20 protein-coding genes are annotated in these 23875 nt (G+C 74.2%); 14 read left to right on the top strand and 6 right to left on the bottom strand.

Annotated elements, in window-relative coordinates:
• The first annotated feature begins 43 nt into the window (after positions 1–43).
• The 6 genes from A4R25_RS12460 to A4R25_RS12435 all read left to right on the top strand — a co-directional run bounded on the left by A4R25_RS12460 (position 44) and on the right by A4R25_RS12435 (position 5433).
• Entirely contained in the window at positions 44–721 is a 678-nt protein-coding gene (locus A4R25_RS12460) for an adenosylcobinamide amidohydrolase (protein WP_064446863.1), read from the top strand.
• Positions 722–908: 187 nt separating this feature from the next.
• On the top strand, positions 909–2048 hold the full coding sequence (locus A4R25_RS12455; protein ID WP_064446862.1) for a CapA family protein: 1140 nt from the start codon (positions 909–911) through the stop codon (positions 2046–2048).
• Between the two features lie 59 nt (positions 2049–2107).
• Entirely contained in the window at positions 2108–2887 is a 780-nt protein-coding gene (gene nth / locus A4R25_RS12450) for an endonuclease III (protein WP_064446796.1), read from the top strand.
• Positions 2887–3489 carry a TlpA disulfide reductase family protein gene (locus A4R25_RS12445; protein WP_043327874.1) on the top strand — a complete coding sequence of 201 codons (603 nt, stop codon included), beginning with the start codon at positions 2887–2889 and terminating at the stop codon, positions 3487–3489. The genes nth and A4R25_RS12445 overlap by 1 nt, the downstream gene beginning before the upstream one ends.
• Positions 3486–4178 (top strand): CoA pyrophosphatase, encoded by a 693-nt coding sequence (locus A4R25_RS12440; RefSeq protein ID WP_043327875.1) that lies wholly within the window; start codon positions 3486–3488, stop codon positions 4176–4178. The genes A4R25_RS12445 and A4R25_RS12440 overlap by 4 nt, the downstream gene beginning before the upstream one ends.
• Before the next feature lie 76 nt (positions 4179–4254).
• Positions 4255–5433, top strand: a complete 1179-nt coding sequence (locus tag A4R25_RS12435; RefSeq protein ID WP_043327876.1) for a MarP family serine protease — start codon at positions 4255–4257, stop codon at positions 5431–5433.
• Between the two features lie 15 nt (positions 5434–5448).
• Here A4R25_RS12435 and A4R25_RS12430 read toward each other — a convergent pair whose 3' ends face one another.
• The 4 genes from A4R25_RS12430 to eccCa form a co-directional block, all read right to left on the bottom strand.
• Entirely contained in the window at positions 5449–6174 is a 726-nt protein-coding gene (locus A4R25_RS12430; RefSeq protein WP_043327877.1) for a phosphatase PAP2 family protein, read from the bottom strand.
• A gap of 30 nt (positions 6175–6204) precedes the next feature.
• Positions 6205–6999, bottom strand: coding sequence for a phosphatase PAP2 family protein (locus A4R25_RS12425; protein ID WP_064446795.1), 795 nt, complete (start codon positions 6997–6999; stop codon positions 6205–6207).
• 47 nt (positions 7000–7046) lie between these two features.
• Positions 7047–8345 (bottom strand): type VII secretion-associated serine protease mycosin, encoded by a 1299-nt coding sequence (gene mycP / locus A4R25_RS12420; RefSeq protein WP_064446861.1) that lies wholly within the window; start codon positions 8343–8345, stop codon positions 7047–7049.
• Positions 8346–8454: 109 nt separating this feature from the next.
• Entirely contained in the window at positions 8455–12393 is a 3939-nt protein-coding gene (gene eccCa / locus A4R25_RS12415; protein WP_064446794.1) for a type VII secretion protein EccCa, read from the bottom strand.
• 105 nt (positions 12394–12498) lie between these two features.
• Here eccCa and eccD point away from each other — a divergent pair, with 105 nt between their 5' ends.
• Positions 12499–13881: a type VII secretion integral membrane protein EccD gene (eccD, locus tag A4R25_RS12410; RefSeq protein ID WP_064446793.1), complete on the top strand. Its 1383-nt coding sequence runs from the start codon at positions 12499–12501 to the stop codon at positions 13879–13881.
• Between the two features lie 57 nt (positions 13882–13938).
• Here the strand turns inward: eccD and A4R25_RS12405 are convergent, their stop codons facing one another.
• Positions 13939–14445 (bottom strand): inorganic diphosphatase, encoded by a 507-nt coding sequence (locus tag A4R25_RS12405; protein WP_013288994.1) that lies wholly within the window; start codon positions 14443–14445, stop codon positions 13939–13941.
• Positions 14446–14738: 293 nt separating this feature from the next.
• Here A4R25_RS12405 and dacB point away from each other — a divergent pair, with 293 nt between their 5' ends.
• From dacB to tilS, 3 genes are all read left to right on the top strand, one after another.
• Entirely contained in the window at positions 14739–16244 is a 1506-nt protein-coding gene (gene dacB / locus A4R25_RS12400; protein ID WP_369830110.1) for a D-alanyl-D-alanine carboxypeptidase/D-alanyl-D-alanine-endopeptidase, read from the top strand.
• Positions 16245–16310: 66 nt separating this feature from the next.
• Complete coding sequence (locus A4R25_RS12395) at positions 16311–17378, top strand: zinc-dependent metalloprotease (RefSeq protein ID WP_043330860.1); 1068 nt, start codon at positions 16311–16313, stop codon at positions 17376–17378.
• Between the two features lie 178 nt (positions 17379–17556).
• On the top strand, positions 17557–18507 hold the full coding sequence (tilS, locus tag A4R25_RS12390) for a tRNA lysidine(34) synthetase TilS (protein ID WP_064446791.1): 951 nt from the start codon (positions 17557–17559) through the stop codon (positions 18505–18507).
• Between the two features lie 290 nt (positions 18508–18797).
• Here the strand turns inward: tilS and A4R25_RS12385 are convergent, their stop codons facing one another.
• Entirely contained in the window at positions 18798–19757 is a 960-nt protein-coding gene (locus tag A4R25_RS12385) for a GlxA family transcriptional regulator (protein ID WP_064446790.1), read from the bottom strand.
• Between the two features lie 150 nt (positions 19758–19907).
• On the opposite strand from A4R25_RS12385, the gene A4R25_RS31460 reads away from it, so the two are divergent.
• The 4 genes from A4R25_RS31460 to folE all read left to right on the top strand — a co-directional run bounded on the left by A4R25_RS31460 (position 19908) and on the right by folE (position 23832).
• Positions 19908–20045 carry a hypothetical protein gene (locus tag A4R25_RS31460; protein ID WP_166457512.1) on the top strand — a complete coding sequence of 46 codons (138 nt, stop codon included), beginning with the start codon at positions 19908–19910 and terminating at the stop codon, positions 20043–20045.
• Between the two features lie 99 nt (positions 20046–20144).
• Positions 20145–20720: a hypoxanthine phosphoribosyltransferase gene (gene hpt / locus A4R25_RS12380; RefSeq protein WP_013288988.1), complete on the top strand. Its 576-nt coding sequence runs from the start codon at positions 20145–20147 to the stop codon at positions 20718–20720.
• A gap of 377 nt (positions 20721–21097) precedes the next feature.
• Entirely contained in the window at positions 21098–23128 is a 2031-nt protein-coding gene (ftsH, locus tag A4R25_RS12375) for an ATP-dependent zinc metalloprotease FtsH (RefSeq protein WP_043327886.1), read from the top strand.
• Between the two features lie 86 nt (positions 23129–23214).
• Positions 23215–23832: a GTP cyclohydrolase I FolE gene (gene folE / locus A4R25_RS12370; RefSeq protein ID WP_013288986.1), complete on the top strand. Its 618-nt coding sequence runs from the start codon at positions 23215–23217 to the stop codon at positions 23830–23832.
• Positions 23833–23875 lie beyond the last annotated feature (43 nt).

The following is a 23875-nucleotide window of genomic DNA, read 5'->3' as shown; positions in this document are numbered from 1 at the left end:
GCCGGCGCCACCCGTTCCCTCCTGTGATCGTAGGGTGACCGGCGTGCTGTGTGAGCCGTTCCTGACCACCCGGTCCGAAGCCGGGTGGGACATCCCTCTGCTGGTCTGGCGGGCCGAGACGCCGCTGCTGGCGGTCGGCTCCGCTCCGCTGGGCGGCGGGATCGGCGTCCGCGGGTGGGTGCTGAACGCGACGGTGCCGATGTCGTACGACCGGGACGACCCCGCCGCGCACCTGGCCGAACTGGCGCACGGCCTCGGCCTGGGCGGACCCGGCGTCGGGCTGCTGACCGGCGTGGACGTGACCGAGGTGGTCAGCCGCACCGACGGCGGCGTCCGGGTCTGGGCGACCGTCGGCCTGGGCACGCCGGTCTGGGCCGCCGCGCCCGAGCCGGCGCGGCCCGCCGTGCCCGAGCCCGCGCAGCGCGTCGGCACGGTCAACATCGTCGCGTACGTGCCGCAGCGGCTCGGCGACGCGGCACTCGTCAACGCGGTGGCTACCGCCACCGAGGCGAAGGCGCAGGCGATCTGGGAACTCGGACTGCCCGCCACCGGCACCCCCACCGACGCGGTGACTGTGCTCTGCCCGGCCGACGGCGATCCGGCCCCGTACGGCGGGCCCCGGTCGGCCTGGGGCGCGCCACTGGCCCGGGCCGTGCACGCCGCCGTCCGCTCGGGCGGCGCCGGGACCGTGGTGCCCTGGTCCGACCGGCGGGCGGGTTGACGTGCGGCCCTCACATGCGACACGCCGGGTTTTCCGACCGATCGGCCCTCGTCGCGGCGTTCCGGGGACGGTAGCGTCGCCGACGATGTACGCTCCCGCCCGTTCTGTGCCCCGTGCCCGCCGCGCCGCCGTCGCCGCGCCGCGCCCAGCCCTCCCCGGACCTCGTCGAGGCGCGGTCCGGACCCGTCTGGCCGCGCTCGCCGCGCTCGCCGCCGTCCTGTTCGCCGCCGGCTGCGCCGGTGACGCCGGCGGATCGGGCGGCGACGCGAGGTGGCAGGCCGGTCAGGGCGGCGGGTCGACCGGCGCGGCCGGACCCGCCACCGGTGACCAGCCCGCGGCGCCGAACGCCCCCGACGAGCCGTCGATCTCGCTCACCGCGACCGGCGACGTGATCATGGGCAACGCCCCGGACCGGCTGCCGCCCAACGGTGGCAAGGGCTTCTTCGACGACGTGAAGTCGGCGCTCAAGGGTGACCTGGTGATGGGCAACCTGGAGGAGCCGCTCACCGACGACACCGGCGCCGGCAAGTGCGGCCCGCAGCCGAAGAACTGCTACCAGTTCCGGGCGCCGCCCGGCTACGCCGCGCACCTGCGCTCGGCCGGGTTCCAGCTGCTCAACCAGGCCAACAACCACGGCTACGACTACGGCCGGCAGGGCTACGAGAACACCCAGTCGGCGCTGGAGGCGCACGGGCTCAAGCACACCGGCGCGCCCGGTGAGATCACCGTGGTGGACGTCAAGGGCGTCAAGGTCGCCGTGGTGGGCTTCTCGTCGTACCCCTGGTCCAACAGCCTGGTCGACCTGAACGCCGCCAAGCAGGTGATCGAGATGGCCAAGGAGGCGGCCCAGATCGTCGTGGTGCAGGTGCACATGGGCGCCGAGGGGTCGGACAAGACCCGGGTGAAGCCGGGCACCGAGATGTTCTTCGGCGAGAACCGTGGCGACCCGATCCGCTTCTCCCGCACCGTCATCGACGCCGGGGCCGACCTGGTCATCGGCCACGGTCCGCACGTGCTGCGCGGGATGGAGTTCTACAAGGGGCGGCTGATCGCGTACAGCCTGGGCAACTTCGCCGGCGGCGGGAAGTCGCTGAACAGCTCCGGGCGACTCGGCTGGGGCGGCGTGCTCAAGGTGTCGCTCACCGCCGAGGGGAAGTTCGTCGGCGGCACGTTCACCTCCACCGTGATGAACGGAGTGGGACGCCCGTCGGTCGACCGGCAGAACCGTGGCCTCGGGCTGGTCCGCGAGCTGAACGGGGCCGACTTCCCGGACACCGGCGCGAAGCTGGACGCGACCGGGAGGATCACCGCGCCCGCGGGTGGCTGAGCGCACGACCACCGCGCCGAGCCGCCGGAGCGTCGGCCCCGCGACGTAGGCTGGCCGACGTGACCACGCGCTCCCCCGAGACCGACCTCGGCCGTACGCGCCGCGCCCGGCGCATCGGCCGCGTGCTGACCGAGACGCACCCCGACGCGCACTGTGAACTCGACCACTCCAACGCGCTGGAGCTGGCCGTCGCGACGATCCTGTCCGCCCAGTGCACCGACAAGAAGGTCAACGAGGTCACGCCGAAGCTGTTCGCCCGCTACCGCACCGCGGCCGACTACGCCGGGGCGGACCGCGCCGAGCTGGAGGAGCTGATCCGGCCCACCGGGTTCTACCGCAACAAGACCAGCTCCCTGATCAACCTCGGGCGCGCGCTCTGCGAGCGGTACGACGGCGAGGTGCCCGGGCGGCTCGACGACCTGGTGACCCTGCCCGGGATCGGCCGCAAGACCGCGAACGTCATCCTCGGCAACGCCTTCGGCGTCCCCGGCATCACCGTCGACACGCACTTCCAGCGGCTGGTGCAGCGGTGGGCGCTCACCACCGAGACCGACCCGGTGAAGATCGAGCACGCGATCGGCGCGCTCTACCCGAAGCGCGACTGGACGATGCTGTCGCACCGGGTGATCTTCCACGGCCGCCGGGTCTGCCACGCCCGCAAGCCCGCCTGCGGCGCGTGCACGCTGGCGAAGCTGTGTCCCGCGTACGGCACCGGGCCGACCGAGCCGGCCGCCGCGGCCAAGCTGCTCAAGGGCCCCCGGGCCCGTGACCTGGCGGTGGCCGTCGGCCTCGACCCCGACCTGGTGCCGCAGCAGGCCGCCGCGGCGGACGTGCCGTGATGCGCCGTCTCGCGTACCTTCTCGTCCCGCTGCTGCTCGCGGTGGCGGGCTGCACCGCCACGGCCGACGAGCCGGAACGTCCGGCGCCGGCGACCCGGGCCGAGCGCCCCTCGCCGTTCGCCGACTGTGCTCCGCTGACCGTCGTGCCCGCCGCCGCGGCTCCGACGCCCGCCGGTAAGGCCGGGGACCAGCTCCCCGACCTGACGCTCAACTGCTTCACCGGCGGCGCGCCGGTGAACCTGCGCGACGTCAAGGGCCCGGCGGTGATCAACGTGTGGGCGTCCTGGTGCCCGCCGTGCCGCAAGGAGCTGCCCGCGTTCCAGCGGCTCAGCGAGCGGGCCGACGGCCGGTTCCAGGTCATCGGCGTGAACAGCCGGGACAGCCGCGGCGGCGCGCAGTCCATCGGCGAGGACTACGGCGTCGGCTTCCCGATGCTGCTCGACCAGGGCGACGCGTTCCAGCGCGCGCTGGAACGCAACGCGTTCCCGCTCACAGTGCTCGTCGACGCCGACGGGCGGATCCGGCACACCGACGCCACCGGCGCGCTCGACGACGCCCGCCTCGCCGCGCTGCTCCAGCGCCACCTCGGGGTGAAGGTATGACCCGACGGCCGCCGGGGTGGTTCGACCCGCTGCTGGGCCGGCTCGGCACCGCGCGCGCGGAAGACTTCACCCGCATCGTCACGCCGGAGCGCGGCGGCCGGGAGAGCGCCGTGCTGGTGCTGCTCGGTGAGGAGCCCGGCGCCGGGCCGGACGTGCTGGTCCTCCAGCGCGCCGCGACGCTGCGCAACCACGCCGGTCAGCCGGCGTTTCCCGGCGGCGCCGCCGACCCGGAGGACGCCGACGCCCGCGCCACCGCGCTGCGCGAGGCGAACGAGGAGGTCGGGCTCGACCCCGGCAGCGTCACCGTGCTGGCCGAGCTGCCCCGGCTCTGGATCCCGGTCAGCGACTTCGTGGTCACGCCGGTGCTCGCCTGGTGGCACGACCCGCACCCGGTGCACCCGCGCGAGCCGGCCGAGGTCGCGCACGTGGCCCGGCTGCCGGTCACCGAGCTGGTCGACCCGGAGAACCGGATGCGGGTCCGTCATCCGAGCGGCTGGACCGGCCCGGCGTTCTCGGTGCGCGGCATGCTGGTCTGGGGCTTCACCGCCGGCGTGATCGACCGGTTGCTGGAGATGGGCGGCTGGTCCCGGCCCTGGCCGCGCTCACGGGTGGTGGAGCTGCCGCCGGTCGACGCCACACCCGCGCCGTCGGCGGGCACCGAACCGGCCGACGAGACACCCGTGCGTTGATCACCGGTACGCATCCTCGGGTCACGTTCCGCGAGCGCTGAGCCGAGCACGGGCCCGGTGCCCGTACCCTTGGGGCGTGTCCGCCGTGGATCTCGTCCTTCTCCTGCTCATGCTCGTGTTCGCGATCAGCGGATACCGTCAGGGTTTCGTCATCGGGGCCCTGTCGTTCTCCGGCTTCTTCCTGGGCGCGCTGCTCGGCCTCCAGGTCGGGCCGCTGATCGCCCAGCAGTTCACGGCGAGCGGCACCCGCGTGCTGGTCTCCCTGGTGGCGATCTTCGGGCTCGCGGTGCTCGGGCAGGCGCTGGCCGGCTGGCTCGGCTCCAACCTGCGGGCGGCCATCACCGGGCCGGCCGGGCGGAAGGTCGACGACGTCGGCGGCGCGTTCATCTCGGTCATCGCGGTCATGCTGGTGGCCTGGCTGGTCGCCGTGCCGCTCGGCTCCTCCTCGGTGCCGTGGCTGGCCTCCTCGGTCCGTAACAGCGCGCTGCTCACCGTCGTCGACCAGGTGCTGCCGGACAAGGCGCAGGACCTGTCCACCGCGCTGCGTGACACCGTCGACACCAACGGCTTCCCGGACGTGTTCGGCGATCTCGCGCCGACCCGGGCCCGGCAGGTCGCCCCGCCCGACCCGGCGCTGGCCAACTCGCAGGTGGTGCAGAACAGCAGGCGGTCGGTGGTGAAGGTGCTGGGCTCCGCGCCGAGCTGCTCGCGCCGCATCGAGGGCTCCGGCTTCGTGTACGCCGACGACCGGGTGATGACGAACGCGCACGTGGTCGCCGGCACCCGCTCGGTGGCGGTGGAGCTGCGCGGCGAGCGGTACGACGGCGAGGTCGTCGTCTACGACCCGGACCGGGACCTCGCCGTGCTCTACGTTCCCGGGCTGCCCGGCCCGTCGCTGCGCTTCGCCGCCGGTCAGGCCGCCACCGGCGCGGACGCGATCGTGCTCGGCTTCCCGCTCGACGGCCCGTACGACGCCCGCCCGGCCCGGATCCGGGACGTCGACCGGATCACCGGTCCGGACATCTACTCGGCCGGGGACGTCACCCGGGAGATCTACACGATCCGGGCGCTGGTCCGCAGCGGCAACTCCGGTGGCCCGCTGGTCTCCTCGAACGGGCTGGTGCTCGGCGTGATCTTCGCGGCGGCGGCGGACGACCCGAACACCGGTTTCGCGGTGACAGCGGCCGAGGCGCGGCCGGTGGCGCTGGCGGGCGCGGAGCGTACCCGGGGAGTGGCCACCGGCGAGTGCACCTGAGCCGGCCGGCGGCGCTCAGCCGCCCGCCGGCGCTCCCGCCGGTGTCGCCTCGTCGCCGGAGCGGGACAGCGGCAGCCGGGCGCGACCCCAGGTGAGCGTGCGGTCGAGCACCGCCCGCGCCATGATCGCCACGCAGGCGCCGCCGTTGAGGAACGAGGCGACCACGTCGCTGGGGTGGTGCATGCCCCGGTACATCCGGGTGAGCGCCACGCCCACCGGCACCAGCACCAGCAGCGCCCACCAGCCCACCTTCACGGGGGTGCTGCGCGCCCGCAGCGCCAGCAGCACCGCGAGACCCACGTAGAGCGCGGTGGCCGCCGACGTGTGCCCGGACGGGAAGCTCGAAGTCGGCGGGGAGGCGTCCATGTGCTCGACGGCCGGACGGTTCCGGTCGATCACCATCGTGGTGAACAGGAAGATCAGTGCCTGCGCGGTCACCGCCGCGCAGAGGAACAGCGGCTCCCGCCAGCGGTGCAGCACCAGCCGCAGCACCAGCGCCGCCAGCACCGTGACCACGACGATCATCTGGGTGCTGGCGAGCGTGCTGAACACCAGCGAGACGTCGTTCCAGCCCGGCGTGCGATCGCCGGCCAGCTCCCGGTTGACCGTGTCCTCCACGGTGAACGGCCAGGTACGCGCCAGCACCCGGGTCACCAGCAGGCCCAGACCCACCATCAGCGCGAAGAGCAGGGCCAGCGGCAGCAGGACACGCCGGGTGACTCGGATCACGACATCGGACATGGGCTCGCCTGTACCCCGTGGCGGCTCCGGCTACGCCCGGCCGCCCTCCGGCCGCTGATCGGCCAGCTCCGGCTCGACGCCCTCGCGGAGCGGACGGGCGGACGGTCGCCCGGATCCGCTGCGCCAGGTGGCGAACGCGGCCGAGGTCGCGGCCACCACCGCCGCCCCGAGCACCCAGCCACCCACCACGTCGCTGGTCCAGTGCACGCCCAGCGCGATCCGGCTGAGCCCGGTCACCACAGTCACCAGCAGCGCGGCTGCCCACAGCATGATCCGGCCGGCGCGGCTGTCCCGGGCGAACGGCAGGAACACCAGCAACAGCACCCCGGCCGCCAGCGCCGCGTTGAGCGCGTGACCGGACGGGAACGAGTAACCGGCCGCCCGGGCCACCGGTTCGAGCAGGTCCGGCCGGTCCCGCCCGACCAGGAGCTTGAGCAGCGCGCCGAGCAGCCCACCGGCGATCATGGTGACGACCACCCAGGCCGCGAGCCGGGACGCGCCGCGCCGGAACAGCCACACCGCCACCGCTGCCGCGGCCACCCGCAGCGGGCCGGGCCCGAAGACGTGCGTCCAGACCGTCATCACCGCGACCCAGGCGGGATGGTCCTGCGCGTACCCGTGGAACGCGTCGGTGATCGAGGCGTCCAGCCGGAGCAGCGGCGACCAGGCGCCGAGCACCAGCAGCGCGAGCAGGGCGAACGGGATCAGCACCAGGAACGCGGCGGCGGTGGCCAGGGAGAGCCGCAGACCCAGTGAGTGGTCCCGGTCGAGGCGGCGGCTCCGCCACGACCGGCGGCGCGTGACAGTCGCCCCGGTGGTGTCCATGGGGGCTTCCCTACCCAGGAACGGGCGCGGTCAGACCACCGCGTCGGTCAGCGACGGATCTGCCGGAACCGGCGCACCATCAGCGCGCTGCCGGTGATCAACGCCACGAACAGCGCCAGGCCGCTCCAGAGCCGCTCCGGGGCGCCCACGACGGTCTGCCCCGCCGGCAGCGCCGACCAGCCCTCCGGCCTGCGCCCCAGCGGGTCGCCGCCGCGGCCCGCCGCCGCGGCCCGGGTGTCGCGTCCGTCCTCCGGGGCCGGCCCGAAGCCCACCACGCCGGGAGAGTCGTTGTCGTCCAGCGGGTTGTGACCCACCGACGGCACGTCGGCGGTCAGCGCCGCCACCGGGTCCACCAGGCCGTAGCCGAACCGGTCGTCGCGTCCGGTCGGGCCGAGGTCCCGGGCGGTGCTGATCAGCCGGTTGACCACGTCCCCGGCGGACATCTTCGGGTACCGCGAGCGGACCAGCGCGGCGGTCGCGGCCACCAGCGGCGCGGCGAAGCTCGTCCCCTGCACCCGCCAGTAGCCCCCCTCCGGCCGCGCGCCGTAGAGCGCGGTGGCGGGTGCGCTGAGGACCGTCTCGTGGCCGGTGATCGAGCCGGACCAGAGGTTCTCGCCGGAGCGTTCCAGCCCGGCGACGGCCAGCACGCCGGGCTCCCGGGCCGGATACCAGACCTTGGTGGTCGTCGAGGTGGCCAGGTTGCCGGTGCAGGCGACCACCACCACGTCCCGGGCGAAGGCGTAGTCGAGCGCCGCGGCCAGGGCCGCGCTGTCGCTGCTGCCGCCCAGCGACAGGTTGACCACTCCGGCGCCGTTGTCCACCGCCCAGCGCACCGCCTTGGCGATGATGAGCGCGTCGTCGTAGCGGTTCTCGGCGTCGAGCACCCGGACCGGGAGGATCTTGGCGTCCGGCGCCAGCCCCACCACGCCCCGGTCGTCGTCGGCCCGCCCGGCGATCAGCCCGGCCACGGTGGTGCCGTGCCCCACCGGATCAGGCCCGTCCGAGCCGTCCGGAGTCACCAGGTCGAGGCCGGGCAGGACCTGGCCGGCCAGGTCGGGATGCGATCCGTCCACACCGGAATCGATCACCGCGACCACCACGCCGCGCCCGGTCGAGGTGCGCCAGGCGGTCTTCGCCCGCAGCTTCTCCAACTGCCACTGCTCGTCGCGGACGTGGTCGCCGCGGAGCACCCGGTCGGGAGCCGCCAACTGCCGCTGAGAGGCGGCGACCGGGACGGACGGCGCGGCCTGTGCCGGCGGCGTCAGCGGACCGGCGACGACGACCAGCGCCGACGCGACGGCCAGCAACGCGCGCCGGGCGACGCGCCGGGGCGGCCCACCGGGCAGGCCCTGCCGATCCCTGGTCACATTCCCCAGCCGTTCCGTCGCGTCAGACACATGCCGCTCGGAGATTACCGGTTGTCCCGGCCGTCACGGGCCAACTCGGCACTTCGGATCACCCGGGCGGAAGATGCGCCAACTGCACCAGGCGCACCCCCTCACGACGGGTGACCAGACGGGCCCGGCCCGGCGGCAGCGGCCCGGCCTTCACCTGACCGACGAGCGCGCCCTCCTCCGGGCCGCCCGACATCACCAGCCCGGCCGTGGACAACTCCCGCAGTCGCTGCACGATCGGCTCGTACGCGGTCCGTCCCGCCCCGCCGGTCCGCCGCGCCAGCACCAGATGCAGCCCGACGTCCCGGGCGTGCGGCAGGTGCTCCTCCAGCGCGCGCAGCGGGTTCGTCGGGCCGCCGGCCACCAGGTCGTAGTCGTCCACCAGCACGAACAGCTCCGGCCCCTGCCACCAGGACCGGCTGCGCAGTTGAGCCGGGGTCACCTCCGGTCCGGGCTGCCGCCCCGCGAGGTAGCCGGCGGCCGACTCGATCAGCTCGGCGGTGTGCGGCGCCGCCGTGCCGTACCCGATCAGGTGTGGAGTGTCGATCACGCCCATCAGGCTGCGCCGGTAGTCCACGAGCATCACCCGGGCCTGCTCCGGGGTGAACCGGTTGACGATCGACGTGGCGAGCGCGCGCAGGAACGACGACTTGCCGCACTCGGCGTCGCCGAAGACCATGAAGTTCGGCTCGGTGGCGAAGTCCAGCACCACCGGGGCGAGGTCCGCCTCCGCCACGCCGATCGGGAACGCCAGCCCGGTTGTCGCGCTCTGGTCCAGCTCGGCGTAGGGCAGCACCGGCGGCAGCAGCCGCACCCGGGGCGCGGGCGGACCGGTCCACGCCCCGGCGACCGCCTTCACCAGGTCGGCGGTCTCGCCGCCGAGCGCGTCGACCCGGGGCACGGCGGTGAGGAAGTGCAACCCGCCGGCGGTGATGCCCCGCCCCGGCCGCTCCTCCGGCACCGTCGCCGCCAGCGCCCGCTTGACCACCACCGAGTCGGCCGGGTCGCCCAGGCGCAGCTCCAGGCGGGAGCCGAACAGGTCGCGGATCGCCGGGCGGAAGTCCGACCAGCGCAGCGCGGTCGCCACCACGTGCACCCCGTACGCCAGGCCGCGAGTGGCCAGTTCGGTGACCAGCGGTTCCAGGTCCTCGTACTCGCCGCGCAGGGTGTTCCAGCCGTCCACCACCAGGAACACGTCGCCGAAGGCGTCGGTCGCGCCCGCCGCCCGGCGCTGTCGCCACGCGGCCATCGACTCCACGCCCGCCTCGGCGAAGCGCCGCTCCCGCTCCGCGAGCAGGCCGGCGACCTCGCCGACGGTACGGCGCACCGCGGTGCCGTCGGAGCGCCCGGTGACACCGCCCACGTGTGGCAGGTCGCGCAACGTGCCCAGCGTGCCGCTGCCGAAGTCGAGGCAGTAAACCTGCACCTCGGCCGGGGTGTGGGTGAGCGCCAGCGCGCAGACCAGGGTGCGCAGCAGGCTGGACCGGCCGCTGCGGGTGGTGCCGACCACCGCGACGTGCCCGGCCGCGCCGTCCAGCGCCAGCCAGAGCAGGTCACGCCGCTGCTCGAACGGCTTGTCCACCACCGCCACCGGCACCTGCAGCGCCCCGTGCAGCTCCGGGTTGGCGACGGTGAGCCCGCGTACCGGGTCGGCGCCGACCGGGCCGAGCAGCTCGTCCAGGGCGGGCGAGGCGTCCAGCGGCGGCAGCCACACCTGGTGCGCCGGCGGGCCCTGCCCGGACAGCCGGTCCACCAGCAGGTCCAGCAGCGTCTCGCCGCTGTCGTCCTCGGCGGGGAGAGCGGCGGGCGTGGCCGGCTCGGGCACCGGCACCAGATGGGTGGAGAAGGCGAGCACCCGCGACTCACCGGCGTCGGGCGCGCCCGCCGGCCCGCCGCGCCGGTGGACCGCGCCGGAGACGTACGCGGCCTTGAACCGCACCAGCGGGTCGGTGCCGGAACGCAGGTAGCCGTGCCCCGGGCTGCGCGGCAGTTCGTGCGCGTCCGGCACGCCCAGCACCGTCCGCGACTCCAGCGCCGAGAACGTCCGCAACCCGATCCGGTACGACAGGTGCGTGTCCAGCCCGCGCAACCGCCCCTCCTCCAGCCGCTGGCTGGCCAGCAGCAGGTGCACCCCGAGCGACCGGCCCAGGCGGCCGATCTGCACGAACAGGTCGATGAAGTCGGGCTTGGCGGACAGCAGCTCGGAGAACTCGTCGCAGATCAGCAGCAGTGACGGCAGCGGCGCCAGCGGCGAGCCGGCCGCCCGGGCGCGCTCGTAGTCGCGCACGCTCGCGAAGTTGCCCGCCCGGCGCAGCAGTTCCTGCCGGCGCATCAGCTCACCGTTTATCGCGTCCACCATCCGGTCCACCAGTGGCAGCGCGTCAGCCAGGTTGGTGATCACGGCGGCGGTGTGCGGCAGCCGCTCGAACGGCGCGAACGTGGCACCGCCCTTGAAGTCGACGAGCACGAAGTTGAGCTGCTCCGAGCTGTGCGTGGCGGCCAGCCCGAGCACGAGCGTGCGCAGCAGCTCCGACTTGCCGGAGCCGGTCGCGCCGATCAGCAGGCCGTGCGGGCCCATGCCGTCCTGAGCCGACTCCTTCAGGTCGAGGTCGATCGCGCCGCCGTCCGCGCCAACCCCGATCGGCACCCGCAGCCGGTCCCGCGCGGCCCGGGGCGCCCAGCCCTGCTCTGCGGTGAAGCCGTCCGGGTCACCGAGCCCGAGCAGCTCGGGCAGGCCGGGTTCGGCGCCGGGCGGCGCGTCCGGCCCGCGTACCGTGCCGGCGAGCCGCAGCGGCGCGAGCCGCCGGGCCACCGCCTCGGCGTCGGCGGTCGCCAGCGCGTCGGCGGCGCCCACCTCGGCGTGCCCCTCGGCGGAGTGCGAGTGCAGCCGGCCGTCGACCAGGTCGAGCAGGAGGGCGTACCGGTCGAGCAGCCGGGGCGGCGGGGTGTCCAGGTCGAGCACGGTGACCGCGTCGATGCCGCCGTCGCCGGCCAGGTCGGTGGCCCCGGTCAGGTCGCCGCCGTCGAGCACCACCACGACGTGCGGCCCGTCCGTTGCCACGCCGTGCGGACTGAACCGCGACCGGGCGCCGAGCACGTCGTGCAGCAGCCGTTCCAGGTCGGCGGCGGAACTGGTGACCAGCCGCACCGGGCCGAGCGCGTCGGTACGGCTCGGGTGGTGGGCGTGCGGCAGCCACTTGACCCACTCCCAGGCGGCCCGGCGTTCCGGCCCGGAGCAGACCGCGATCAGCAGCTCGTCGGGCGCGTGGAAGACGGCGAGCTGGGTGAGCACCGCCCGGGCCAGCGCCTGCGCGGCGGGCGATCCGGTGCCGCGTACCGGGCCGGCCGGCCCGCGCACGAAGACCCGGGCGAAGCTGCGCAGCGACAGCGCCACCGGCAGGTCCGGCACCACCGAGTACGCGTCCAGGAAGCGCCGCAGCGCCCCGGCCGTCATCGGCTCCAGCTCCTCCAGCGGGCGGGTGACCGGCGGGACCAGCGGGGTGGCCAGCGTCTGCGGCCCGACACCGACCCGGACCACGGCGAAGTCCGCGTCGTCGGGCCGCCGTTCCCAGACCCGGTGGCTGTCGACGGTGGACCAGAGTCGCCCCGGATCGGGATGGCGGTAGGACAGGCCGGCCCGCTGCGCGCCGGCGGTCTCCCGCACCCGGCGGCGCAGCGTGGCCAGGTGCCGCAGGTACTCCCGGCGGGCGGCCATCAGCTCGGACTTCTTCGGCCCGGCGCTGCCCCAGGTGGTCACCAGCATCGCCAGCGAGGAGAGGCCGAACATGCCGCCCACCACGTACGAGTAGGCGCCGCCGCCGCGGCCGAACATCATCGCCATGGCCACCGTCCCGCCGAGCATCGGCAGCACCATCAGCGCCTGCTGCCAGCGCCCGCCGGTCGCCACCGGGATCTCCGGCGGCGCCTCGACCGGCAGCTCGCCGACCGGAATCTCCGGCGCCGGGCGGCGTGGCGGCCGCTTGATGACGACAGTGGACACTCACCCTCCCCGGAAGTGGCTCTGGGTAACCCGAGCCTGGCTCATCGTAGGTAAAGTCCTCTCGTCCGTCAGCCCACTGTTCCCGCTCGATATGGAGGTGCCTCGATGACAAGCGGGCTCGCCCGGGTCACCATCAGCGCGCCCCGGCGGCGGGTCGACGTGGCCCTACCGGAGCAGGTCCCCCTGGCCGAGCTGCTGCCCGAGGTGCTCCGGCACGCCGGGGAAGGCCTGGCCGACGACGGGGAACGGCACGGTGGGTGGGTGCTGCGCCGCACCGACGGCGGGGTGCTCGCCACCGCGCAGGCGCTCCTGCCGCAGGGCGTCCGCGACGGCGAGGTGCTGCACCTGGTGCCGGCCCGTGCCGAGTGGCCCGAGCTGGAGTACGACGATGTGGTCGAGGCGATAGTCGACGGGGCCCGGCGCCGGGGCGCCGCCTGGTCGGCCCGCGCCACAAGGGCCGCCGCGCTGGGCGGCGCCGCCGTACCACTGGCCGTCGGGCTGGTCGCCGTCGTCGCGGCCGGACCGGACGAGCGCGGCTGGCCGGTCGCCGCGGCGGTCGCCCTGATCCTGGTGCTCACCGCCACCGCGGCCTCCCGGGCGTACGGCGACGGCGCCGTCGGCGCCACCCTCGGCGGGTACGCGCTGCCCTGGGCGGCGACGGCCGGCGCGCTCGCCGTCGCCTCCGGCGATCCGGTCGGCCCGATCCCCGGCCTGCGCTGGGTGGGCGCACCGGAACTGCTCGTCGGCTCGGTGGCGCTGCTGCTGGTGGCGGTGCTCGGGCTGCTCGGCGTGGCCAGCCGGTCCCGGGTCTTCGTGGCCGGGGTGACGGCGGGCGTGACCGGCGTGGCGTCCGCGTTCGGCGGGCTGCTGCTCGACCCGGCCGGCGCCGCGGCCGTCCTGCTCGCCGTGCTGGTGTTCGCGCTCGGCGGGCTGCCGTTGCTGGCCATCCGGGTCGGCAAGCTGCCGCTGCCACCGCTCACCCTGCCCAGCCCGGCCGGCACCCGGGACCTGCCGGACCGGGGCCGGGTGCACGCGGCGGTGGCCCGCGCCGAGGAGGTGCTGACCGGGATGCTGCTCGGCCACGCGCTGCTCGCGGTCGGCGCGGTCGCGGTGCTCGTCGCCACCGGCCGGACCGCCGGGCTGCTGCTCGCCGCCGTCGCCTGCGGGGTGCTGCTGCTGCGCTCCCGGCTGTTCGTGGCGGTCCGCCACCGGGTGCCCGCCGTCGTCGCCGGGCTGGCCGGGTACGCCCTGCTCGGCGCGGTGCTGGCCGAACGCGCCGGTCCGGCCGGCCGGTTCGCGCTGGCCGTGGGCGGGCTGGCGCTGGCCCTGGCCGCGGTCACCGCGGGCGCCACGTACGCCCGGCGACCCGTCTCCCCGTACCTCGGCCGGCTGGCCGACCTGACCGACACCGCGCTGGTGGTCGCGGTCGTGCCGGTGGCCTGCGCGGTGCTGGGCCTCTACGACCGGGCCCGCGACCTGCTCGCCTGAACACGCGGAGGCCCGGGTCGCGAAGCGCGACCCGGGCCTCCGGCGAAAGCGTGAGCGTCAGTGCAGCGTCTCGCCGCGCTCCTCGGCCTCCTTGGCCCGCCGGTACGAGGCGGCGATCTCTGCCTCGGCCTCGACCCGGCCGACCCAGGTCGCGCCCTCGACCGACTTGCCCGGCTCCAGGTCCTTGTAGACCTCGAAGAAGTGCTGGATCTCCAGCCGGTCGAACTCGCCCAGGTGGTGGATGTCGCGCAGGTGCTCCTGGCGCGGATCCTCGTAGGGCACGCAGAGGACCTTGTCGTCGCCGCCCTTCTCGTCCGTCATCCGGAACATGCCGATGGTGCGGCAGCGGATCAGGCAGCCGGGGAAGGTCGGCTCGGGCACCAGCACCAGCGCGTCCAGCGGGTCGCCGTCCTCGCCGAGGGTGCCCTCGATGAAGCCGTAGTCGGCCGGGTACTGCGTGGAGGTGAAGAGGGTACGGTCCAGCCGGATGCGGCCGGTCGCGTGGTCTACCTCGTACTTGTTGCGGTGACCCTTGGGGATCTCAACCGTGACGTCGAAATCCATCTCCCACGCTCCCTCGTTTGCCCACGCTGGCTAACGGAACCAGCGGTTCGCCCCCGGCGCGGGGGAACGCCCCCCGTCGGCCTCGGCCGCCGCATAGTGTTCGGACCGAAGTAGTGTCGCCCAAGGCGATTTCGAGCGGGGAGGAGGGGGCCGTGGGGAGGGAAGATTCACACTACCGCCCCGAGAGGGTTGACGGGTCCGCTTCCGGGGGTTCCGGTTCCGGTGGCGCCACCGGCCGGGTGTCCGTCCCGGGTGCGAACGTCCCCCACCGTCCGGCTCCGGGTCCGATCCCGGTGAGCCCGCCCGTCCCACCGGCCGGCGCCGCGCCGCCCCCGCCCTCCCCGCCTCCGGCCGCGCCGCGTCGCCGCTCCCGGCTGGTCGCGGCGCTCGCGTGCGTACTCGTGCTGGCCCTGGCGGTCGCCGGGCTGGCCGTGTTCCGGCCCGGTCCGGTCGCGGGCTGGCTGGGCGACGACAGTTCTTCGGGTACGGCGGTCGCCGCGCCGCCCGAGCCCACCCCGCCGGCCGTGCTGGCCGGGCCGGACGGCAACGCCCCGCTGCCCACCGAGGCCGGAATCCGCGCCGCCCTGGACCCGCTGGTGCGCGCCGCCGCGCTCGGCGACCGGGTGCACCTGTCGGTGGCCGACGTGAGCACCGGCCAGGCGCTCTACGGCAGCGGCCAGGACACCCCGACGGTGCCCGCCTCGGTGACCAAGCTGGCGACCGGCGTGGCGGTGCTCGCGGCGCGCGGCCCGGCCTACCGGATCCCGACGAGGGCGGTGGCCGGCCCGAACCCGGGCGAGGTGGTACTGGTCGGCGGCGGTGACCCCACGCTCGCCGTGGACAAGGACGGCTTCTACCCGGGCGCGGCCCGGCTGGACGACCTCGCCGCCCAGGTGCGCAACGCGCTCGGCGGCACCGCGCCGACCAAGGTGATCGTCGACTCGTCGCTGTTCACCGGCCCGGTCTTCGAACCCGGCTGGGACTCCGACATCCCCACCGGCGGGTTCGGCGCGGCGATCACCGCGCTGATGACCGACGGCGCCCGGAAGAACCCGGCGGAGGCGCGCCGCACCGCCGAGCAGACCAACCACGCCGCCGAACGGGTGCCCCAGCCGGACCTGACCGCCGGCCGGCAGTTCGCCAAGCTGCTCGGGCTCACCGGCGGCGCGGCCCAGGTGACCCGGGGCACCGCGCCGGCCGCGTCCGGCGCCACCGGTACGGCCCCCGGCGCCGAACTGGGCACCGTCGAGTCCCTGCCGATGATCCGGCTGGTCGACATCATGATCAGCGACAGCGACAACGTGATCGCCGAGGCGATGGCCCGCCAGGTGGCGCTCGCCAAGGGCAAACCCGGCTCGTTCGCCGGCGGCGCCGCGGCCACCGGCCAGGTGCTCGGCGAACTGGGTCTGCCGGCCGGCGAGATCAGCCTGGCCGACGGCAGCGGGCTGTCCCGCACCAACCGGATCAGCCCCTCGCTGCTCACCGACCTGATCACGCTCGCCGGCAACGGCAGCCACCCCGAACTCGCCGCGATCTTCGGCGGCCTGCCGGTCGGCGGCTGGTCCGGCACGCTCGACGAGCGCTACCGGGCGGCGGCGACGAGCGCCGGCGCGGGCGTGGTGCGCGCCAAGACCGGCACGCTCAGCGGGGTCAACGCCATCGCCGGCACGGTCACCACCGCCGACGGCCGGCTGCTCACGTTCGCCGTGCTCACCGACCGGACGCAGGGCTCGCTGGACGAGACCCGGGCGGCCCTGGACCGGATCACCTCCGCGCTGGCCGGGTGCGGCTGCCGCTGACCGACGGGCGTCGATCGGCGGGCGCGAGCCCGGGTGGGGGTGTTCCGGCGCGGGTACGGTGGGTTCATGGCGCAGTTCGTGGACTGGGATCTGGCCGCCGCGACAGCGGGGGCGCTGAGCAAGTCGGGCCCCCGGGTGTCGTACGCCGAGGCCACCGACGTGGTCGGCGACCTGCGCCGGCTGACCGAGGAGGCGGCCGGGCACGTCGCCGACTACACCGGCCTGCGTCCGCAGGTCGCCCACCCGCCGGTACGCGTGGTCGACCGCCGGGACTGGGCCGCGGCGAACATCGCCGGGCTGCGTGAGGTGGTGTCCCCGCTCGTGGAGCGCCTCTCCGGCGACAAGCGGCCGGGCGCGCTCACCGAGGCGATCGGCTCCCGCGTGACGGGTGTGCAGGCCGGCACCGTGCTGGCGTACCTCAGCGGCCGCGTGCTCGGCCAGTACGAGGTGTTCGCCGGTGACCCCGGCCAGCTGCTGCTGGTGGCCCCGAACATCCTCGAGGTGGAGCGGAAGCTCGGCGCGAACTCGCGCGACTTCCGGCTCTGGGTGTGCCTGCACGAGGTCACCCACCGCACCCAGTTCACCGCCGTGCCGTGGATGCGCGCGTACTTCCTCGGCGAGGTGCAGGCGTTCGTGGACGCCTCCCAGGGCGGCGAGCACCTGCTGGAACGGCTCCGCCGCGGCGTGGCGACGCTCTCCGACGCGGTCAAGGACCCGGAGAGCCGGGCCAGCGTGCTGGACATCGTGCAGACCCCGGCCCAGCGCGCCGTGCTGGACCGGCTGACCGCGCTGATGACGCTGCTGGAGGGGCACGCCGAGTTCGTGATGGACGGCGTCGGCCCGCAGGTCATCCCCAGCGTCGAGTCGATCCGGGCGGCGTTCAACCGCCGCCGCGAGTCCGGCAACCCACTGGAGAAGGCGATCCGGCGGCTGCTCGGCATCGAGGTCAAGATGCGCCAGTACGCCGAGGGCCGCAAGTTCGTGCACGGCGTGGTCGACCGGGTGGGGATGCCGGGCTTCAACAAGATCTTCTCGTCGCCGCTGACGCTGCCGCGCCTGGACGAGCTGGGCGACCCGGACGCCTGGGTGAACCGCGTACACGGGCCCGCCGGTGCCACCCCGCCCCTCGGCTGACCCGCCCGGCCCGGGTGGTTCGCCCAGTTCGGTTGGTGCGCTGAGTTCGGCTGGCTCGGTCGTGCCGGGCGGTCCCGCCGGCTCGGCGGATCCGGCTGGCTCGGTGGATCGCCCCGGCCGGGCTGATTCCGGCGCGCGATCGCGCCGCTCTCCGTCGCCCGCTCCCGCCGTCGCCGCCGTGCGGCTCGCCGTACGCCGGGCGCTGACCGGCCTGCCCGGCGCCGGACCGGTGCTGGTGGCGTGCTCCGGCGGCGCCGACTCGCTCGCGCTCGCCGCCGCCACCGCGTTCGTGGCTCCCCGCCTCGGCCGCCCGGCGGGCCTGGTGACAGTCGATCACGGCCTGCAGCCCGGCTCCGCCGAGCGGGCCGAGGCGGTCGCCGCCTGGGCCCGCTCGGCCGGGCTCGACCCGGTCGAGGTGCTTCCGGTACGGGTGGACGGCCGGCCCGGCGGCCCCGAGGCGGCCGCCCGCGAGGCCCGGTACGAGGCGTTGGTCGCGGCGGCCCACCGGCACCACGCGGCCGGGGTGCTGCTCGGGCACACCCGGGACGACCAGGCCGAGACGGTCCTGCTCGCGCTGGCCCGGGGCGCCGGGCCACGAGGGCTGTCCGGGATGCCGGAAAGTCGTGATCTCGACGGGGTATCCCTGCTGCGCCCACTTCTCGACATCCCACGTGCCGACACCCGGGACGCCTGCGCCGCGCTCGGGCTCGACCCGTGGGCGGACCCGCACAACGCCGACCCCGCGTACGCCCGGGCCCGGGTCCGGTCCGACGCGCTGCCGGCACTCGTCGACGCGCTCGGGCCGGGGGTGGTGGCGAACCTGGCCCGTACCGCCCGCCTGCTCGCCGCGGACAACGCCGCGCTCGACGCGCTCGCGGACGCCGCGCTGGCCGACGTCCGGGCCGACGGCCGTGCGCTCGCCGTCGACGGGCTGGCCGGGTTGCCGGCCGCAGTCCGTACCCGGGTGCTGCACACCTGGGCCCGCGAGCTGGGTGCCGCGCCGGCCGCGCTGTCCCACAGTCACGTGGCAGCGCTGGACGCCCTGGTCACTGATTGGCGCGGCCAGGGCCCGGTGCACCTGCCCGGCGGTCACCAGGTACGCCGCCAGGCCGGTCACCTCCTGCCCTGACCGGTGATCCAGCCGGGTTCGCGCCGCCACTCCGGCGGCCTGGCGCCCCGCGGCGTCTCGCCCCTCCCGCCTCGCCTCGCCTGGCGGTGATCAAGGACTTTGTGTCCACTTCACGCCTCCGGCAGCCCGCAAACTCCTTGATCACGGGTGCGGCGCGGGAAGCGGGCCCACCCGGGGGGTGATCATGAGGTTGACGGGGAGGAAACGGACGAAATCCACGGTCAATTCCATGATCGCCGGGGTGGGCCGGGCCGGGGTGGGCCGGGGTGGGCCGGGTGGAGCGGGGAACGTCAGGCGGTGGTGCGTTCGCGGAAGGTGGTGCGGTAGGCGAGCGGGGTGGTGCCGACGCGGCGGGTGAAGTGGTGCCGTAGCGCCGCCGCGTCGCCGAAGCCGGCCTGCTCGGCGACGCCTTCCACGCTCAGCGTGGTGTCCTCCAGCAGGTGTCGGGCCAGCAGCACCCGCTGGTTGGTCAGCCAGTCGTGCGGGGTGGTGCCGGTCTCGGCGCGGAACCGGCGGGCGAACGTGCGCGGGGCCATGCCGGCGCGCGCGGCCAGCTCGTCCACTGTCACCGGGTGGCGGAGGTGCCCCATCAGCCACTCCAGCACCGGTTCCAGGGTGGGTGCCTCGGGGGCCTTCGGGATGGGCGCCTCGACGTACTGGGACTGGCCGCCGTCGCGGTGCGGTGGGACGACCATCCGGCGGGCCAGCCGGGTGGCCACGGCGGAGCCGTGCTCCTGGCGTACCAGGTGCAGGCAGGCGTCGATGCCGGCGGCGGTGCCGGCGCTGGTGAGCAGCCGGTCGTCCTGCACGTAGAGCGAGTCGCACTGCACCTGGGCGGCCGGGAAGCGTCGCTGGAGCTCGTCGGTGTAGCGCCAGTGGGTGGTGCAGGCGCGCCCGTCGAGCACGCCGGCTTCGCCGAGGACGAACGCGCCGGCGCAGACGCTGAGCAGCCAGGCTCCGCGGTCGGCGGCGCGGCGCAGCGCGGCGAGCACCGGTTCGGGCACCGGGGCGCCGTCGGCGTGCGCGGGCACCGCCACCAGGTCGGCGTCCTCGACCACTGTGAGGTCGGCGGTGGGGGCGAGCAGGAATCCGGAGCGGCTGCGGACCGGGCCGCCGTCGGCGGTGCAGACATCGAACCGGTAGCTGGGGAAGCCGTCGGCGGTGCGGTCGGTGCCGAAGACCTCGGCGAGCACGCCGAGCTCGAACGCGGCGACCTGGTCCATGACGATGACGGCGACCGAGCGGAGCATGTGACGAGGGTAACCCGACCGGTGGCAGTAAATCGATGCCCAATGACATTCCTGCCACTGTCCGTATCGGTCGGTGGCTCGCAGAATCAATGGTGTCCGGTGCGCACCGGCGGCGAAAACCGTCTCAACCATGCGAAAGCGAGCGCCGCCATGACCGTTCTGTTGTTCCTGCTCTTCCTGCTTCTCCTCATCGGGGCCAGCGCCTTCGGGCTCACCGCCGACACCCGCGACTCGGCCGACTGGAAGCCGAGCGACGACGGGCAGCGCTGGCGCTCCCGTACCTGCTGAGGTGATTTGTTCAGATCGCGCCGAAAATCCCCGGCGGGACCGCGCCAAAAGGAGCGGCCCCGCCGACGGCCGCCGTGGGGCGTACGGCAGGCTAGGAGCATGGCTGACGGCTCCTGGTACGACGCCGACATCGACCACGTGATCATCTCGGAGGCCCAGATCCGCGACAAGACCGCGGAGCTGGCCAAGCAGGTCTCGGCGGACTACGCGCACGTCGAGGACGGCCTCCTGCTCGTCTGCGTGCTCAAGGGCGCGGTCATGTTCATGGCCGACTTCGCCCGCGCGCTGGGCCGCCAGGGCCCGCCCGCCGAGCTGGAGTTCATGGCCGTCTCCTCCTACGGCCAGGGCACCACCTCGTCCGGCGTGGTCCGCATCCTCAAGGACCTGGACCGGGACATCGCCGGCCGGCACGTGGTGGTGGTCGAGGACATCGTCGACTCCGGTTTGACCCTGTCCTGGCTGCTGCGCTACCTGGAGTCGCGCTCCGCGGCCAGCGTCGAGGTGGTCGCGCTGTTCCGCAAGCCGGACGCGGTCAAGGTGCAGGTTCCGGTCAAGTACGTCGGATTCGACATCCCCACCGAGTTCGTCGTGGGCTACGGCCTCGACTTCGGCGAGCGCTACCGCGAGGTGCCCTACGTCGGGGTACTCAAGCCCGAGGTGTACGCCCGGGCGTGAGTTCCGCCGAGCCCTTCGTCAGCGGACATTCAGCGGGCTCTCAGCCTTCCGGTCTACGGTAGGGGCCGGTGACGTGGAGGCACCCTCCACGCCCGACCCCTCGAACCGCTGACCGTGCGGTATGGGTGGGCCGGGTGCGGAGCTCCCCGCCACGCCGGCCCAAACCCGGGTTCGCCCTGCGCGTAAGTGACGGGCTCGCAAGCTCGCTCGTCGCGCGTACGGTGTACCGTCGAATGACCGTGGTGCGGCAGTTTGCGTGCCCCGGGGGTCGGGCCGGCCCGCACGGCGGCCGCGGCCGCCGCTCAAGGCGGCGACACCATTCAGACGGTCAGGACGTCGATCAGGAGGATGCGGGCGCCTCGGCACCCGACAACAGCATGGAACGTACGCGTTTCTTCCGCCGACCGGTGGTCTGGATCATCCTGGTCATCCTCGGCGCCGTTGTGCTCAGTCAACTGTTCACCGCTGGTCCCAGCTACCACCGGGTGGACACGTCCGTCGCGCTCGACCAGCTCAACAAGGGCGGCATCGAGAAGGTCGTCTTCCAGGACAAGGAGCAGACGCTCCAGCTCGACCTGAAGGACAAGGCCAAGTTCGGCGACGACACCACCACCGACAAGATCGAGGCGCAGTTCCCGTACGAGGTCGGCGGCCAGGTCTGGAACCAGGTCCGCGAGGCCGAGGCGGCGGACCGGATCACCGGCCCGGTCGACACCAAGGTGTCGTCGGACAGCATCTGGGTCAGCCTGCTGGTCAACCTGCTTCCCATCGCGCTTCTCGTGCTCCTGCTGCTGTTCTTCATGTCGCAGATGCAGGGTGGCGGCTCGCGGGTGCTCAACTTCGGCAAGTCCAAGGCGAAGATGATCACCAAGGACACGCCGAAGACCACCTTCGCGGACGTGGCCGGGGCCGAGGAGGCCGTCGAGGAACTGCACGAGATCAAGGACTTCCTGCAGAACCCGGCGAAGTACCAGGCCCTCGGCGCCAAGATCCCGAAGGGCGTGCTGCTGTTCGGCCCGCCCGGAACCGGCAAGACGCTGCTGGCCCGCGCGGTCGCCGGCGAGGCCGGGGTGCCCTTCTACTCCATCTCCGGCTCCGACTTCGTCGAGATGTTCGTCGGCGTCGGCGCCAGCCGTGTCCGCGACCTGTTCGAGCAGGCCAAGTCGAACGCCCCGGCGATCGTCTTCGTCGACGAGATCGACGCGGTCGGCCGCCACCGTGGCGCCGGCATGGGCGGCGGCCACGACGAGCGGGAGCAGACGCTCAACCAGCTTCTGGTCGAGATGGACGGCTTCGACACCAAGGGCGGCGTGATCCTGATCGCCGCCACCAACCGGCCGGACATCCTCGACCCGGCGCTGCTGCGCCCGGGCCGGTTCGACAGGCAGATCCCGGTCGACGCCCCCGACATGGAGGGCCGCAAGGCCATCCTGCGGGTGCACGCCAAGGGCAAGCCGTTCACGCCCGACGTCGACCTCGACGCGGTCGCCCGGCGTACCCCGGGCTTCAGCGGCGCCGACCTGGCCAACGTGATCAACGAGGCCGCGCTGCTCACCGCCCGTAAGGAGCAGCGGGCGATCACCAACGACTCCCTGGAGGAGTCGATCGACCGGGTGATCGCCGGCCCGCAGCGCCGGACCCGGGTGATGAGCGACCAGGAGAAGAAGATCACCGCGTACCACGAGGGTGGGCACGCGCTGGTCGCCTGGGCGCTGCCGCACGCCGCGCCGGTGCACAAGGTGACCATCCTGTCCCGGGGTCGCTCGCTGGGTCACACGCTCGTCCTCCCGACGGAGGACAAGTACACCCAGACCCGGGCCGAAATGATCGACACCCTGGCGTACGCGCTCGGTGGCCGGGCGGCGGAGGAGCTGGTCTTCCACGAGCCGACCACCGGCGCCGGCAACGACATCGAGAAGGCCACCCAGCTGGCCCGCGCGATGATCACGCAGTACGGCATGAGCTCCAAGCTCGGTGCGATCAAGTACGGCACCAGCGGCGACGAGCCGTTCCTCGGCCGCAACATGGGCCACGAGCGGGACTACTCCGACGCGGTGGCCGCCGAGATCGACGGCGAGATGCGCGCGCTGATCGAGCTGGCCCACGACGAGGCCTGGGAGATCCTGGTGGAATACCGGGACGTCCTGGACAACATGGTCCTGGAGCTGATGGAGAAGGAGACCCTCTCCACCGCCGACATGGCCCGCATCTGCGCCCGGGTGGTCAAGCGCCCGCCGATGGCCCCGTACCACGGCTTCGGCAAGCGTCAGCCCTCCACCGAGCCGCCGGTGCTCACCCCGGCCGAGAAGGAGGCGCTGGCGACGCAGGCCCGCGCCGACGCGGCCGCCTCGATCGGTGGTTCCAGCTCGATCGGTGGTTCCAGCAACAACTCGGACGGTACGCACTGAACAGCGATCCGACGACGGCCGGCTCCCCGCACAGGGAGTCGGCCGTCTCCGCGACCGAGCCCGACGGCGACGACGCGCTCGACTACGTGGCTGCGCGCCTGATCAGCGGAAAGCTGACAGGCGGCCCGGTGGAGGACAGCGTCGACCTCGCCCGGATCGAGAAGGCGGTACGCGAGATCCTCATCGCGGTCGGCGAGGACCCGGACCGCGACGGCCTCCAGCAGACCCCGGCCCGGGTCGCCCGCGCGTACGCCGAGCTCTTCGCCGGCCTGCGGGTCGACCCGGCGCAGGTGCTGCGCACCACGTTCGAGGCCAACCACGAGGAACTGGTGCTCGTCCGGGACATCGACGTGATGAGCCTCTGCGAGCACCACCTGCTGCCGTTCCGGGGCAGCGCGCACATCGGCTACATCCCCGGCCCGGACGGCCGCATCACCGGCCTGTCCAAGCTGGCCCGGCTGGTCGAGGTGTTCGCCCGGCGGCCGCAGGTGCAGGAGCGGCTCACCTCGCAGATCGCCGACCTGCTGATGTCCAGCCTCGCCCCGCGCGGCGTGATAGTGGTGCTGGAGTGCGAGCACATGTGCATGGCGATGCGCGGCATCCAGAAGTCCGGCGCGAAGACGATCACGTCCGCGGTGCGCGGCGGCCTGCAGAACGACGCGAAGTCGCGGGCCGAGGCGATGGCGCTGATCATGGCCCGCTGACCCTGGACCGACACCGACGGCCGCGTACTCCCGCCCGGGAGAC

This window comes from Micromonospora sp. NBRC 110037, from assembly GCF_001652995.1.
GTDB classification, from domain to species: domain Bacteria; phylum Actinomycetota; class Actinomycetes; order Mycobacteriales; family Micromonosporaceae; genus Micromonospora; species Micromonospora chalcea.
Note: the sequence above shows the minus strand (reverse complement) of the source record. Positions and strands in the feature narration are given on the sequence as shown.

Excerpts from the sequence above, each read along its gene's own strand:
- A4R25_RS12395 (WP_043330860.1), top strand. The coding sequence starts at position 16,311 with ATGGCGCAGTTCGTGGACTGGGATCTGGCCGCCGCGACAGCGGGGGCG.
- eccD (WP_064446793.1), top strand. The coding sequence starts at position 12,499 with ATGACAAGCGGGCTCGCCCGGGTCACCATCAGCGCGCCCCGGCGGCGG.
- A4R25_RS12425 (WP_064446795.1), bottom strand. The coding sequence starts at position 6,999 with ATGGACACCACCGGGGCGACTGTCACGCGCCGCCGGTCGTGGCGGAGC.
- ftsH (WP_043327886.1), top strand. The coding sequence starts at position 21,098 with ATGGAACGTACGCGTTTCTTCCGCCGACCGGTGGTCTGGATCATCCTG.
- A4R25_RS12440 (WP_043327875.1), top strand. The coding sequence starts at position 3,486 with ATGACCCGACGGCCGCCGGGGTGGTTCGACCCGCTGCTGGGCCGGCTC.
- A4R25_RS12385 (WP_064446790.1), bottom strand. The coding sequence starts at position 19,757 with ATGCTCCGCTCGGTCGCCGTCATCGTCATGGACCAGGTCGCCGCGTTC.
- A4R25_RS12430 (WP_043327877.1), bottom strand. The coding sequence starts at position 6,174 with ATGTCCGATGTCGTGATCCGAGTCACCCGGCGTGTCCTGCTGCCGCTG.
- hpt (WP_013288988.1), top strand. The coding sequence starts at position 20,145 with ATGGCTGACGGCTCCTGGTACGACGCCGACATCGACCACGTGATCATC.
- A4R25_RS12405 (WP_013288994.1), bottom strand. The coding sequence starts at position 14,445 with ATGGATTTCGACGTCACGGTTGAGATCCCCAAGGGTCACCGCAACAAG.
- A4R25_RS31460 (WP_166457512.1), top strand. The coding sequence starts at position 19,908 with ATGACCGTTCTGTTGTTCCTGCTCTTCCTGCTTCTCCTCATCGGGGCC.
- A4R25_RS12445 (WP_043327874.1), top strand. The coding sequence starts at position 2,887 with ATGCGCCGTCTCGCGTACCTTCTCGTCCCGCTGCTGCTCGCGGTGGCG.